Annotated in this window: 12 protein-coding genes; 3 read left to right on the forward strand and 9 right to left on the reverse strand. The window is 42.1% G+C overall.

Annotated elements, in window-relative coordinates; genetic code table 11:
• Nucleotides 1-128: 128 nt before the first annotated feature.
• Genes gatB through gatC form a run of 3 tightly spaced genes read right to left on the reverse strand, consistent with a single transcriptional unit; the run spans nt 129 to nt 3,335 of the window.
• On the reverse strand, nt 129-1,559 hold the full coding sequence (gene gatB / locus ACRRMM_RS14860; RefSeq protein ID WP_007496855.1) for an Asp-tRNA(Asn)/Glu-tRNA(Gln) amidotransferase subunit GatB: 1,431 nt from the start codon (nt 1,557-1,559) through the stop codon (nt 129-131).
• A gap of 13 nt (nt 1,560-1,572) precedes the next feature.
• A complete protein-coding gene (gatA, locus tag ACRRMM_RS14865; RefSeq protein WP_007496857.1) occupies nt 1,573-3,030 on the reverse strand; it encodes an Asp-tRNA(Asn)/Glu-tRNA(Gln) amidotransferase subunit GatA in 1,458 nt (485 codons plus the stop codon).
• 14 nt (nt 3,031-3,044) lie between these two features.
• Entirely contained in the window at nt 3,045-3,335 is a 291-nt protein-coding gene (gene gatC, locus ACRRMM_RS14870) for an Asp-tRNA(Asn)/Glu-tRNA(Gln) amidotransferase subunit GatC (protein WP_003213898.1), read from the reverse strand.
• A gap of 412 nt (nt 3,336-3,747) precedes the next feature.
• Here gatC and putP point away from each other — a divergent pair, with 412 nt between their 5' ends.
• Nucleotides 3,748-5,229, forward strand: a complete 1,482-nt coding sequence (putP, locus tag ACRRMM_RS14875; protein WP_039168534.1) for a sodium/proline symporter PutP — start codon at nt 3,748-3,750, stop codon at nt 5,227-5,229.
• A gap of 168 nt (nt 5,230-5,397) precedes the next feature.
• Nucleotides 5,398-6,090 (forward strand): MgtC/SapB family protein, encoded by a 693-nt coding sequence (locus ACRRMM_RS14880; protein ID WP_008344247.1) that lies wholly within the window; start codon nt 5,398-5,400, stop codon nt 6,088-6,090.
• 44 nt (nt 6,091-6,134) lie between these two features.
• Here the strand turns inward: ACRRMM_RS14880 and ACRRMM_RS14885 are convergent, their stop codons facing one another.
• The 5 genes from ACRRMM_RS14885 to ACRRMM_RS14905 all read right to left on the reverse strand — a co-directional run bounded on the left by ACRRMM_RS14885 (nt 6,135) and on the right by ACRRMM_RS14905 (nt 13,532).
• Nucleotides 6,135-7,142 carry a phosphotransferase enzyme family protein gene (locus ACRRMM_RS14885; protein WP_048002155.1) on the reverse strand — a complete coding sequence of 336 codons (1,008 nt, stop codon included), beginning with the start codon at nt 7,140-7,142 and terminating at the stop codon, nt 6,135-6,137.
• 163 nt (nt 7,143-7,305) lie between these two features.
• A complete protein-coding gene (locus tag ACRRMM_RS14890) occupies nt 7,306-8,493 on the reverse strand; it encodes a CamS family sex pheromone protein (protein WP_008344253.1) in 1,188 nt (395 codons plus the stop codon).
• Nucleotides 8,494-8,508: 15 nt separating this feature from the next.
• Nucleotides 8,509-10,515, reverse strand: coding sequence for an NAD-dependent DNA ligase LigA (gene ligA / locus ACRRMM_RS14895; RefSeq protein WP_007496867.1), 2,007 nt, complete (start codon nt 10,513-10,515; stop codon nt 8,509-8,511).
• A gap of 44 nt (nt 10,516-10,559) precedes the next feature.
• Nucleotides 10,560-12,782 (reverse strand): DNA helicase PcrA, encoded by a 2,223-nt coding sequence (gene pcrA / locus ACRRMM_RS14900; protein WP_017359804.1) that lies wholly within the window; start codon nt 12,780-12,782, stop codon nt 10,560-10,562.
• Nucleotides 12,783-12,839: 57 nt separating this feature from the next.
• Nucleotides 12,840-13,532 carry a heptaprenylglyceryl phosphate synthase gene (locus ACRRMM_RS14905; protein ID WP_008344257.1) on the reverse strand — a complete coding sequence of 231 codons (693 nt, stop codon included), beginning with the start codon at nt 13,530-13,532 and terminating at the stop codon, nt 12,840-12,842.
• 273 nt (nt 13,533-13,805) lie between these two features.
• On the opposite strand from ACRRMM_RS14905, the gene ACRRMM_RS14910 reads away from it, so the two are divergent.
• Entirely contained in the window at nt 13,806-14,228 is a 423-nt protein-coding gene (locus ACRRMM_RS14910; RefSeq protein ID WP_230680595.1) for a DUF2283 domain-containing protein, read from the forward strand.
• Here the strand turns inward: ACRRMM_RS14910 and ACRRMM_RS14915 are convergent.
• On the reverse strand, nt 14,209-14,439 hold the full coding sequence (locus ACRRMM_RS14915) for a hypothetical protein (protein WP_017366762.1): 231 nt from the start codon (nt 14,437-14,439) through the stop codon (nt 14,209-14,211). The genes ACRRMM_RS14910 and ACRRMM_RS14915 overlap by 20 nt on opposite strands.
• Nucleotides 14,440-14,531: the final 92 nt, after the last annotated feature.

The following is a 14,531-nucleotide window of genomic DNA, read 5'->3' on the forward strand; positions in this document are numbered from 1 at the left end:
AAAGCTTATGCTTCATTATAAAAAAAGAACCATTGAATTGATATACGGCGGTGGTCTGAATCTGTGATAAGACCCTGTCATATCCATCAACAAAAAAACCGCCTCAATGAAGAGGCGGTTTTTGCGATTTATCGTTTTTTAATTTCTTCAAGAAGAATCTTGTTGACCATCGGTGGGTTTGCTTGTCCCTTCGATGCTTTCATGATTTGTCCGACTAAGAAACCAATTGCGCGGTCTTTTCCATTTTTGAAGTCTTCAATGGATTGCGGGTTGTTATCAAGAGCTTCTGTGACAAGTTTGAGCAGTGCACCTTCGTCAGAAATTTGGACAAGTCCTTTTTCTTTGACGATTGTTTCTGCGTCGCCCCCATTTTCGATAAGCTCTTTGAATACCTTTTTGGCAATTTTAGAAGAAATCGTTCCTTTTTCGATAAGCTTGATCATACCAGCCAGTCCTTGCGGCGTTAGCTTCGTATCTTCCAGCTCTTTTTGGGCCGAGTTTAAGTACGCAGATACTTCACCCATGAGCCAGTTTGATGCTTGCTTCGCTTCTGCACCTTCTGAAATGGTCGCTTCAAAGAAATCAGACATTTCTTTTGTCAGCGTCAGTACCATTGCGTCATATGCAGGAAGTCCTAGTTCATCAATGTAGCGTTTGCGGCGCTCGTCTGGAAGCTCTGGAATGGATGCTCTTACACGTTCTTTCCACTCGTCATCAATATACAGCTCCACCAAATCTGGTTCTGGGAAGTAACGGTAATCATCAGAACCTTCTTTGACACGCATGAGGATCGTCTTTTTAGACGCCTCGTCATAGCGGCGAGTTTCTTGTTCGATCAAGCCGCCAGAAAGCAATACTTGCTCTTGACGTTTTTCTTCAAACTCAAGACCTTTTTGGACGAAAGCAAATGAGTTTAAGTTCTTCAGCTCTGTTTTTGTTCCAAACTCTTCACGACCGATTGGACGAAGAGAAATGTTGGCATCACAACGTAGTGAGCCTTCTTCCATCTTACAGTCAGAAACGCCTGTATATTGAATAATGGATTTTAATTTTTCTAAGTAAGCATACGCTTCTTCTGGCGTACGAATGTCAGGCTCAGATACGATTTCAACAAGTGGTGTACCTTGACGGTTGAAATCGACGAGTGAATAACCGTCGCCTGTGTGCGTCAGTTTTCCTGCATCCTCTTCCAAATGAAGACGTGTAATACCAATTCGTTTTGTCTTGCCGTCTACTTCAATTTCAATCCAGCCGTTTTCACCGATCGGTTTATCAAATTGAGAAATTTGATACGCCTTTGGGTTATCAGGATAGAAATAGTTTTTACGGTCAAATTTTGTATCAGTTGCAATCTCACAGTTCAGTGCCATTGCTGCTTTCATCGCAAAGTTCACCGCTTCTTTGTTCAGCACAGGCAGTACGCCTGGATAACCAAGATCGATGACACTTGTTTGCGTATTGGCAGCCGCACCAAAAGGCGTCGGTGAGCTTGAGAAAATTTTTGATTGTGTTTTGAGCTCTACGTGGACTTCAAGTCCAATTACCGTTTCAAAGTTCATTCTGATTCACCCCTTACAGTTCAGGTTTTGCTTTATGATGATCTGTTGCTTGTTCGAAAGCGTGAGCCACGCGGTAAACGGTTCCTTCATCAAAGTGTTTACCGATGATTTGCAGTCCTAACGGAAGACCATTTGCAAATCCACAAGGCACACTGATTCCTGGGACGCCTGCAAGGTTAACAGGGATCGTTAAAATGTCGTTTGCATACATCGTCAGTGGATCGCTTGTCTTTTCACCAATGTTAAATGCCGGAGTTGGTGTTGTTGGTCCTACAATGACATCATACTTTTCAAAAACATCTTCAAAGTCTTTTTTGATCAGCGTACGGACTTTTTGCGCCTTTTTATAGTATGCATCGTAATATCCTGAGCTTAGAGCGAATGTGCCAAGCATGATGCGGCGTTTGACTTCGTCTCCAAAGCCTTCAGAACGGGTATTTTTATATAAATCAATCAGGTTGTCTGCATTGTCTGTACGGTAGCCATAGCGAATACCGTCAAAACGAGCAAGGTTTGCAGATGCTTCTGAAGATGAAAGCAAGTAGTAAGTCGCAAGCGCATATTTAGAATGCGGAAGAGACACTTCTTCCCATGTCGCACCAAGTCCTTCTAATACTTTCAACGCTTGAAGAACAGACTCTTTTGCTTCTTCGCCAACACCTTCGCCAAGATATTCTTTTGGCACAGCGATTTTCAAACCTTTGATGTCGCCAGTTAATGAAGAAAGAAAATCTGGGACATCGACATTTGCACTCGTTGCGTCCATTTGATCAACACCAGAAATCGCTTGAAGAACATATGCGTTGTCCTCAACATTACGCGTAATCGGCCCAATTTGATCTAATGATGAAGCAAATGCGATTAAACCGTATCTAGATACACGGCCATACGTTGGTTTAAGACCAACAACACCACAGAATGATGCCGGCTGGCGAATGGAGCCGCCTGTATCCGATCCAAGAGAGAATGGTACTTCTCCAGCTGCAACAGATGCTGCTGATCCACCACTTGACCCACCTGGAACTGTGTTTAAATTCCACGGGTTCTTCGTTGCTTTGAAGCCCGAGTTCTCCGTAGAAGATCCCATCGCAAATTCGTCCATGTTTAATTTACCGATTGTGACAGCTTCCGCTTCTCTTAAGCGGTTCACAACGGTTGCATCGTAAATAGGATCGAAGTTTTGCAAGATTTTACTTGATGCCGTTGTACGTAAATCTTTCGTCACGATGTTATCTTTGACACCGATCGGCATACCGAACAATAGACCAAGCTCGTCCTTTTCACCAACGGCCTCGTCCAATTCTTTTGCGTACGCACGTGCTTTCTCTTCGTCCAGCGCTAGGAATGCTTGTACTTTCCCGTCTACTTCATGGATTCGTTTGTAAGACTCGTCCACTAGATCAGAAACAGACAGTTCCTTTTTATGTAAAAGCTCTTTTAATTCAGAAATTTTGTGGTCAAACAGTGACATGCCTCAGGCCTCCTTTAGTCCAAAATTGATGGCACACGAATATAGCCGTCTTTATGATCAGGCGCGTTTTTAATGACTGCCTCAATGGAAAGACCTTTATTCGGAACATCTTCTCTCATGACGTTTTTCATTTTTAATACGTGTGTTGTTGGTTCAACGTTTTCCGTATCTACCTCGTTTAACTGCTCTGCAAATGAAATGATGCTATCAAGCTGTTCTGTAAACATCTCAGCTTCTTCTTCTGTAATCGCAAGCCGTGCCAAATGCGCAACATGCTTTACTTCTTCTATTGAAATTCTTGACATGCAGGTTCACCTCCAAAAATGATACGTGTTCGTGGTCATGATCATAAGTCATATACACTTTATCATATCAAATTTTACTGTTCTAAAGCAACTTTACGAGGACGCCTAGAAAGGCTTTGTCCACCAATATGTCATTGTGGTGCAGCCAGTGTCTAAAATATTCATCAAGTTGACTTTTTATTTTTCAGAAAATTTTTTCTTTTATTTAATTTAGTAAGCGCTTACATATAGACGCTTATCACGCATACACGTATTTTTTTTGTCTGATGAGGATGTTTAAGAAGGTTGATCACTTGGGAATACTCTGATAGGTTAAGTAACCATAGCAGTGAGCAGACAGTTCAATAGGCTGTTCTTTGTATATTTTGATTGAGGTGATGTCAAATTAATACGAAAAAGGTGATATGGAAACATGAGTATTGAGATTGTAATTTCTCTATCTATTTATTTTATTGGAATGCTTGCCATTGGCTGGTATGCATTCAGAAAAACAAACGACTTGAATGATTATATGTTAGGCGGACGCGGGTTAGGTCCTTATGTAACGGCTCTATCTGCTGGTGCAGCTGATATGAGTGGGTGGATGCTGATGGGGCTTCCAGGCGCTATGTATACAACTGGTCTTTCATCTGGATGGCTTGCTGTTGGTTTAATTAGTGGGGCTTACTTAAACTATCTATTCCTAGCGCCACGATTGAGATCGTATACAGAAGTTGCTGATGATGCGATTACCATTCCAGACTTTTTTGACAAACGGTTTAAAGACTCATCTACTTTATTGAAAGCCGTCTCAGCTGTCATCATTATGATTTTCTTTACGCTTTACACCTCATCAGGTATGGTATCAGGCGGACGCTTATTTGAATCAGCGTTTGGTGCTCATTATATGTTTGGTTTAATCTTAACTTCTAGTATCGTGATTTTGTACACACTATTCGGCGGCTTTTTGGCAGTTAGTTTAACTGATTTTGTTCAAGGAGCTATTATGTTTTTAGCATTAGTGCTCGTGCCGATCGTTGCCTTTACTCAATTAGGTGGACCTGTTGCCACATTCAATGATATTCAACAGATTGACCCTAAATTGCTTGATATTTTTAGAGGAACGAGCGTCATTGGCATTATTTCCTTCCTCGCTTGGGGACTCGGTTACTTTGGACAGCCGCACATTATTGTTCGCTTTATGGCGATTACGACTGTAAAAGATTTAAAGCCAGCACGTCGTATCGGTATGAGCTGGATGATTGTGTCTGTCATTGGTTCACTATCTGTCGGTTTAGTCGGCGTAGCGTATGTTCATGAAACAAGCACCACTTTGGCAGACCCAGAAACCATCTTTATTGTGTTTTCTAAAGTGTTATTCCATCCATATATTACTGGATTTTTACTTTCTGCCATTTTAGCTGCGATTATGAGTTCAATTTCTTCTCAGCTGCTTGTCACTGCAAGTGCGATGACAGAGGATTTATACCGTACGTTCTTTAGAAGAAAAGCCTCTGACAAAGAACTTGTGATGATTGGACGTATCTCTGTACTAGTCGTAGCGATTGTTGCCATTGGTCTCTCTCTAAACCCAAGTGATACGATTCTTGACCTTGTCGGTTATGCTTGGGCTGGATTTGGATCTTCATTCGGTCCCGTCATCTTGTTATGTCTATACTGGAAACGAATGAATCATCATGGCGCTTTAGCCGGAATGATTGTTGGGGCTGTTGTCGTTCTCGTTTGGATTTCAACAGGCTTAAACAACACGACTGGATTGTACGAAATGGTTCCTGGATTTATTTTAAGTGGTTTGACTGCTATTATTGTCAGCCTCTTAACAAATAAACCGTCTAAAGCTTCTAAAAAGCTATTTAGCAAAATGGAAGACCATCTCGAAGAAGAAACAAAATAACTAGACATGAGGAGTCATCTGCATTATGCGGATGACTCTCTTTATTTTTAAATAAAATGCTTTTCTTTCTCCCGTTTCTGAATAAAATAGAAGTTGTGCAGCCATATGGGCTGTGAGAAGATCATATACATGATGTGAAACGTACATGAAGTGAAAGGAGCGATACGCATGTTTTGGACAATTGAATGGGATACGGTCTTGAAATTAGCCGTTGCCACCTTAATCGGTTTGATCATCGGTCTTGAACGCGAACTTAAGAAAAAGCCGCTTGGGCTGAAAACGTGTATTGTCATTGCTGTCAGCTCCTGCGTATTAACCATCATCAGCATTGATGCAGCCTACAATTTCCCTCGAGTCTCTAAGCTTCAAATGGACCCACTCAGGTTACCGGCGCAAATTATATCTGGTGTTGGTTTTATTGGAGCAGGTGTGATTCTTCGCAAAAGCAATGACGTCATCTCAGGTCTTACGACATCTGCGATGATTTGGGGAGCAGCAGGACTTGGGGTTGCAACAGGTGCAGGTTTTTATAAAGAAGCCTTCCTCAGTCTTTTCTTTATTCTTGTCAGTGTGGAATTTTTACCTTGGCTCTTCCAGCGGATTGGACCCATTCGCTTACAGGAAAAAGAAATCCGCATCAGAATGTCACTTTCTGACCGAAACCGCATGACAGAAATTTTAAAAGAAATGAAAGCACTCAATATTCGTATTCATTCTGTACGTATTGATGATTTAAAGGAAAAAGACTATCCGATCATGGAAGTACGTGTTCGCGTACATAAAGACCGCTATACAACCGATGTGTACTTTGATATTAAAGATTTAGAAGGCGTTGTTGGTGTGAAGTGTGATACGGTTTAGGATCAAAAGCCCCTTGCTATGTGAAACAGCAAGGGGCTTTTGATTTATGTTGTTAGCTGATGAAAGTCAAAAGGCGTAATTGGGGTTTTGTCCTCAATCTCCTTTCGAAAACGCGCCAGCATGGCACTTTCGTCAGCACTTAGTGTTCGGAGATCAAATGCTTGATGTAAAAGCCCATAAATAAGCATATGACGCAGCATAAGGAAATCTGGTATTGTCGCCAGCCATGCGTCATCAAGCTCATTCTCCTGTCGATAGCCTTTGAGAAAATGGCTCATAAATTCACCCGTAAATTCAGCTTTATCCTCATACGGAATCACCGGATACCAAAGAACGTTGTATAGCAAAATGCTCATATCGTTGATAAACCAGTGATACCCACAATCATCAAAATCAAATGCAATGATTTCTCCATGATGATAATGGAAGTTCCCGTGATGTAAATCCGCATGCACCAGTCCATAGACATCCTTGGATATTCGGAGCTGGTGAAGCTTTTGCATCAGTTCATCTTTTCTCTGCAACACAACCGTTTGATCAGAAGGAATATACGTTTCAAGCTTTAATTGCTCCTCCTCATACCACTCTTGACGCTTATAGCGAGGATCTTTCACTTGATATTGTTTAGTCGTTTGATGCATACGCCCTGTATAGGCTCCTAACGCTTGAAACAACTGTCCATTCCAATCTGCTTCGGTCACTTTTCTGCCAGGCGCCTTTTCGTACACTCTCAGCAAAAAAGCGCCTCCTGCTTGATCGGGAATCGCTTCAACATCTTTTCCTCTTGCGGATAAAATCGGTTTAGCTACTGAGATTCCATGTTGAGATAAGTACCGAATCCAGTCCATTTCTCCGAAAATATATGTGCGGGAGCGGCGAATGGTATGGGTAATTTTCAATATATAACTCGCCCCTTTTTCATCCGTATATTCATACACATAATTTTCTGCATCGGCTAGAAATATGACCTGTTCTGGCTGAAAATGATAGAGTAGAGCCGCTTTCTTTAAGACCATTTGTTCATCGTATCGTGCTTTTACTTCTTTATGCATGCTGATTCTCCTTTTATCGTCTTTTTACTTATACATGACGGTAATCAGCATTTTTATGAGCATCAACATACCTGCCTTTCCTTTTGATTTCCTCACATTCTTTGACAAAAGTTGAAAGATTCCTCTAATTAGAAATAAAAAACCGCCAAAAGGCGGTTTTTATTTAGTCATATATATGGACCGTTGGTTCTTTGTCTTCTGCATTTTTTGTGATGAGGGCTTCTTGCTGATCAGAAGAGGTGATGTTGATTTCTATATTGGTGCTCTTATAGTAATCCATGACTTCACCTGTTAAGTATTGCGTGAATGCCACGACTTCTGTTTTTCCGTAGAATTGCATTGGAATTTCTACTTTCATTTTTTGCAAGTTCCCGTTTTTATAGAAACCTTTGCCTACCACACCTGTGTAATTCGGGAAGTAGTCTTCTACCTTTGTCTTGAAGCGGTCAAATCGCTCTGAATCATCTTTGTAGCTGCTCTTGGCATTATCTGAAGGGAAGAAGACATTCTCTTCTTTAATCGTATCCCAACTGCCAATATCAGCTGATCCTGCTTTTACATCAGTTTTAGCGATGAAGTTTCCTGGAACAATAGATGATTTTGGTGCTTGTTTATAAAGGGCAATCATGACTGGGACTTTTTGCAGTCCGTCCATTTGACGAAGTCGTTTAATGACTTGTTCCGCAATTTTTTCGCCCTCTGCTAAAAGTTTCTTTGAATTTTTCGATGAATCGATGGTCACCTCTTGCTGAGGATCCCCGATATTTTCGCGATAATAATAGACAGAGTTAAGCGCAAGACCGATGACAACCCCGCCAAGCTGTAAGCTATTTTTATCTTTTCTGATTAAGTAATTATGTTCTAGCATGGAAGCTAAGTAGATTGGACTATTTTCATTTTTTGACTTTGTTGAACCTGAGTTTGGAAGAGCAGGGTTTAAGCCTAAGTTCTTAAAGTCTTTGTCTTCTTTTTCAGCTTTTTTCAGATCACTGCCTGTTTTTTTACGGGCAAGCCAGCTGAGAACAGTATCTTCATCTAAATGCTGTCCTTCTTGGAACAGATAGTCGTTTGTATTGAATGATTCTGTTGCCAGGCGCATGAGTCCTGTTTCAAATTCATCAATGTCTAAGCGTGTATTGAGACGCTCTGCTGTTAGTCCTCTTGCCGCTCCTTGTTTAAACGGCAGCACCATTTTGTAATAGGAATCAGAGATGTTGTACATTGGGATGATCGCTGTTTCTTTCGTTTCATCCGTTTTTTGTGTGACCTCTTCCTCATCCTTTCCCCCAAAAGGTGCACACGCTGACAATACCAGTGTGAGCATTGTCAGCAGCAATAGCAACTTTTTCAATAGAAAACACTCCTCTTATTTCTTTAGCTCCTCGAGCATTTTGGCTTCGTCCCAAATTTCAATATTGAGTTCTTCTGCCTTTGTCAGCTTACTTCCAGCTGCTTCGCCGGCAATGACTAAGTCTGTTTTTTTACTTACGCTACCTGCTAACTTGCCGCCTAATGCTTCGATCGCTGCCTTTGCATCATTACGAGACATTTCTTCTAATTTCCCCGTCAGCACAATGGTTTTTCCTGCAAAGTAGGAATCACTTTCTTCTACTTTCACCGGTTTTGGCCCTGTGTAGGTCATATTGACCCCAAGTTCTTTTAGTTCATTTAGCAGATCTAGTATTTCTTCTTTCTCAAAGTACGTGACGACTGCATCGGCCATTTTTTCACCAATTTCATCTACTTCAAGTAATTGTTCTTTCGTTGCTTGTTTTAACTGATCGATATCCTCAAAGTGCATGGCCAACGTCTTCGCTGCTTTAGAACCAATAAATCGAATACCAAGTCCAAATAATAACCGTTCAAGAGAGTTTTCTTTCGATTGCTCGATCGAACGCAGTAAATTATCGACTGACTTTTCGCCCATTCGTTCTAGCTGAATCAACTCTTCTTTTGTTAAACGGTAAAGGTCTGATACACGAGAGACAAGCTGTTCTTTGAAAAGTTGTGTAATGACTCGCTCGCCTAGCCCATCAATATTCATCGCATTACGAGACACAAAGTGAATGAGTCCTTCACGTATTTGAGCGGGGCATTGTGGATTGATGCACCGCAGCGCAACTTCTCCTTCAATTCTGACCAGCTCACTATGACACTCTGGACATTCAGTCGGCATGTGAAACGGCTTTTCTTCTCCTGTTCGCTGATCAACAAGAACCCCTGCAACCTCTGGGATAATATCGCCCGCTTTTTTGACAATCACTTGATCAAAAAGGCGGATATCCTTCTCTTTGATCAAATCTTCATTATGAAGAGAAGCACGTTGCACTGTCGTTCCTGCCACTTTTACAGGCTCAAGAATCGCTGTTGGGGTGATGACGCCAGTACGCCCCACACTTAGTTCAATATCAATCAGCTTCGTCACGACTTCTTCGGCCGGAAATTTGTACGCAACAGCCCAGCGTGGACTTTTTGCTGTGAAGCCTAGTTCTTCTTGCTGAGCCAATGAATTGACTTTAATGACAATGCCATCGATTTCGTATGAGAAATCAGCACGCTTTGTTTTCAGTGTTTCAATGAGGTCGATCACTTCTTCAATGGTTTGGCACATCCGTCTTTCTTTGTTCGTTTTAAAGCCAAGCTCATCGAGAAGATCAAGTCCTGCGCTTTGCGTTTCAACACCAATTTCATCAAGCTCCGCTATACTGTAGACGAAGATATCAAGGTTTCGTTTCGCTGCAATTTTCGTATCGAGCTGACGAAGTGAGCCAGCAGCCGCATTACGCGGGTTCGCAAACGGCTCTTCTTCGTTTTGTAATCTTTTTTCGTTAAGGGCTTCAAAAGAAGGTTTTGGCATAAATGCCTCGCCTCTCACTTCAATCGACAGAGGCCGATTGATTTTGAGCGGGATGGAACGAATGGTTTTGAGGTTCTCGGTAATATCCTCACCTGTTGTCCCATCACCCCGCGTGGCACCCCGGACAAACACGCCATTTTCATAACGGAGAGAAACAGCGAGTCCGTCAATTTTCAGCTCGACATTGTAAGCGACGTCGTCACCGACTGCTTGACGAACCCGGCGGTCAAAATCAAGAAGGTCCTGTTCATGAAACGCATTGCCGAGACTAAGCATCGGTGTACCGTGACGTACTTTTTGGAAGGCGTCTAAAACAGCACCTCCTACTCTTTGCGAGGGTGAATCCGCTGCTTTTAAATCAGGGTATTCTTCCTCCAGAGAGATCAGCTCACGCATCCGCGCATCATATTCAGCGTCAGGAACACTTGGACGATCCAGTGTGTGATATTCGTAGTTGTATTGATTCAAAATCTGGTGTAGTTCCTCGATCCGGCGTTTCGCTGCTTCTTTATCCATCTGCTTCTTCCTTTCACTTCATCCGTTTTGTCAGTCCTATCAGTTTATTGCTTTTCGATTGGCGCAAATGCGGCAAGGAGACGCTTAATGCCTGTAGGGCTTGGGAAGGCAATATCAAGCTCTGTACTATCTCCACTACCTTTTACACTCACAACCGTGCCAACGCCCCATTTTTTATGAGCGGCTTTATCACCGACAGCCCAGCCAATGCTGCCGCCGCCTGTGTTTTGAATGGTTTGCGTTTGTGGACGTGAGACAGGCCCTCGTCTTTGCGGTCTTTCTCTCGTTTGGCCAAACGGTGTTTTCGTTTCTTTTTTCTCATTTAGGTTGTCCAATAAATCAGCTGGTATTTCTCTGATAAATCGTGATTCCAGATTCATGTTCGTCCGGCCGAATAACGTTCTCATTTTTGCACTTGATAAATAAAGCTCTTCTTCGGCCCGTGTGATCCCTACATAAGCAAGACGGCGCTCTTCTTCCATCTCTGCATCTTCCATTAATGAACGGCTGTGCGGGAAGACGCCTTCCTCCATTCCCATTAAGAACACAACGGGGAATTCCAGCCCTTTTGCTGCGTGGAGCGTCATTAAAATAACGGCATCCTGATCTTCTTCCTCAGTCTCATCCAGCTTATCAATGTCTGCGACGAGGGCGAGGTCTGTTAGGAAGGTGACAAGTGATTTATCTTCATTTTGTTCTTCAAAGTTTTTAGTGACCGATAGAAACTCGTCAATATTTTCTAAACGGCTTTGTGCTTCAATCGTTTTTTCGATCTTCAGCGCTTCACGGTAACCTGTTTTCTCTAGGATCTCTTCCGTTAATTCAGTGACAGATAAATAATCCTGCATATTTGTCATTTGATCAATGAGCTGTTTGAACTCATCAAGTGCATTGGCTGCTCTTGCACTGAGTCCAATGAAATCCACCTGACCAAGTGCTTCAAACATAGAGAGATCATTCATTTCTGCGTATGCGGCAATTTTATCAACAGAAGTCGCCCCAATTCCACGCTTTGGTACGTTGACAATGCGTGCAAAACTAATATCGTCATCTGGATTTGCCACAAGGCGTAAGTATGCCAAAATGTCCTTGATCTCTTTTCTGTCATAGAACTTCGTGCCACCGACGATGTTGTATTGAATGTTCGCCTTCATTAACGTTTCCTCTATGACACGTGACTGAGCGTTCGTTCGATAGAGGATCGCAAAATCAGATAATTTACGCTTGCCGCTCTGATGAAGCTGACGAATCTTTCCAGCGACAAATTGACCTTCACCGAATTCATTATCCGCACGGTAATAGGCAATCTTCGCTCCTTCGTCATTTTCTGTCCAAAGGTTTTTTGGCTTGCGGTTTGAATTGTTTTGAATGACCGTGTTTGCGGCATTCAGAATACGTTTAGTCGATCTGTAATTTTGCTCAAGCAAAATCACTTCACTGGACGGATAATCTTTTTCAAAGGAAAGAATGTTTGTAATATCCGCTCCACGCCAGCGGTAGATGGACTGATCCGAGTCACCGACCACACATATATTTTGAAAACGCTGCGCGAGCAATTTCACAAGCATGTACTGCGCTCTGTTCGTATCCTGATACTCATCGACATGAATGTATTGGAATTTTCGCTGATAGTGTTCTAATACTTCAGGAATTCGCTCAAACAGACGAATCGTCATCATAATAAGATCATCAAAATCGAGTGATTGGTTTTTGAGTAATCGTTTTTGATAATCTGTGTAGACATCGCTCACGACTTGATCGTAAAAGTCACCGGCTGTTTTTGCGTATTCCTCTGCGTCAATGAGTTCGTTTTTTGCACTACTGATTGAACCTAAAATGCTACGTGGATCAAACTTTTTAGGATCGATATTTCGTTCTTTTAAAATGTTCTTAATGACTGAAAGCTGGTCAGATGTGTCTAATATAGAAAAGTTGCGATTCACACCAATACGGTCAATATCGCGTCGTAAAATGCGTACACACATGCTGTGGAACGTAGAGATCCAAATGTCATCCGCACCAGGCCCTAAAATGGCTTGTACACGCTCACGCATTTCTCTTGCTGCTTTATTTGTAAAGGTAATCGCTAAAATATTCCACGGTGCCACATGCTTTTCTGCCATTAAATACGCAATTCGATGCGTGAGCACTCGTGTTTTTCCACTACCTGCTCCTGCCATCAGTAGCAGCGGCCCGTCTGTTGCTTTGACCGCTTCTTTCTGCGCGTCATTCAGCCCTTCTAATAGATGATTCGATATTTCATTCATTTCATTCACCGCCAATTCGAACTTATGTTCTATTTTAACCCGTTTCGTCTTGTTTGACTATGATGACTTTTTCACTGCGTCGACTGTCTTTAACGCTTCTTTAAAATTGTCATAAATGACGTTCCCCACGACGACAACGTCTGCATGCTGTGCAAAGTCTTTCGCCTGCTCTTCGCTTTCAATACCGCCGCCATAAAATAGAACCGTTTCATGTAGCACTGCTTTGGTTTCTTTCACAAGCTCTATGTCTCCAAGCGTCCCGCTGTATTCTAAGTAAAAGATGGGTAGTTTCATCAAGTGCTCTGCCACTCTCGCATATGCCCTTACGTCATCTATATCCAGTGCCGTATTTGCCTCTGTCAGCTTAGCCGCTTTACACTCTTCGTTTAAGATGACATATCCTTCCGGCACAATCTCTTCCATTGACATCAAATCACCGTATTCCTTCATCGCATCCTTATGCAGACCAACAATCCAATCAGGATGAGCGCTGTTTAACACAGTGGGGATAAAATACAGGTCAAAGCCAGGCACAATCATCTCATGTGTCGAGATTTCAAGGACACATGGCACAAGAAAGCGGCGCACCTTTGACATCAGTTGCAGCACGTTGTCTTCTGTCACGTTGTCACTGCCGCCAATTAAAATGGCATCCGTACCGGATTCACAAATCGCTTCAAGTTGTTCATCGGAAATCTCTTTATTTGGATCGAGTTTAAAGACATGCTTCCACTCGGTAACATCATACATGAAAAACGTTCCTCCATTCGTTTCATTCCATTTAAATATTATAACAAAATCAGACACCGCAAAAAATGGGTAACCTCCTTCAGCTAAAAGTTTCATTCTTTTGAAAATAGTCGATTTTCACTTTAGGCGAGGTGAATGGAGACTATATGAAAAGCTCCACTTCAATAGGAGCTGAGTGAGATCAATAGATGGATACTGAACTGAAATGAGAGCTACTTCATCTCATCACATGATATTATACATGAAAGGAACATTTGACTATCGACCAAGCAGGTGAATGATTTGAAAAGAACCATCACATATGATCAAACGATCGACATCGGATACATCTATCTCATCCCGCCTCGAATCGGGACAATCAAAGAAACCATTGAATTAGACGTGAATGAATGTGTGAACGTAGACATCGACAAAGAGGACCGAGTGGCTGGGCTGGAGTTATTTGCAGAAGAAGCAGAGGTGTTGAAACACACACCCGTTTATGAAGACGAGCTTTCCTTACGTTTTACGGATCAGGAAGTTCTCTCAACCTATCATTTATCGGGCATTGAATTTCTTTTCTCGACGCCTGATCACGAAGGGTTGATCGGTTTTACGATTGTCGATCCTCTTCGATATCACATCAAAAAAAAGACAAGAAAAAACCGTTTTGAATGGTCAAAACGGTTTTTTAAAGCTATTGTCTCACTTCATTAAAATAATGAACAGATGTCATGGCCCCTTCATCGACCATCTTGTTGTCTTGAATATCTAATGGATCAGGGTGTCCAGCTTTTTCAGGAACCTTTTCATCTGATCGGAACATGCTTGCCCATTTTTTGAGATGCTGTTTATTTTTCACTGCTAATAACACTGCACCACCAACCCCTAATCCTGCAAGTACATACGCATTCGGACGCTTATTCATGTATGTTCCCTCCCCTTATGATCTTATTTGTAAGTTACCCCGCCTTTTCATTTCTAAACGTCACAATCTGTTGAAGTGGTTTCTCTTTCAAT

The sequence above is a fragment of the Bacillus sp. XT-4 genome, from assembly GCF_050864245.1.
Classification (GTDB): Bacteria; Bacillota; Bacilli; order Bacillales; family Bacillaceae; genus Bacillus; species Bacillus altitudinis.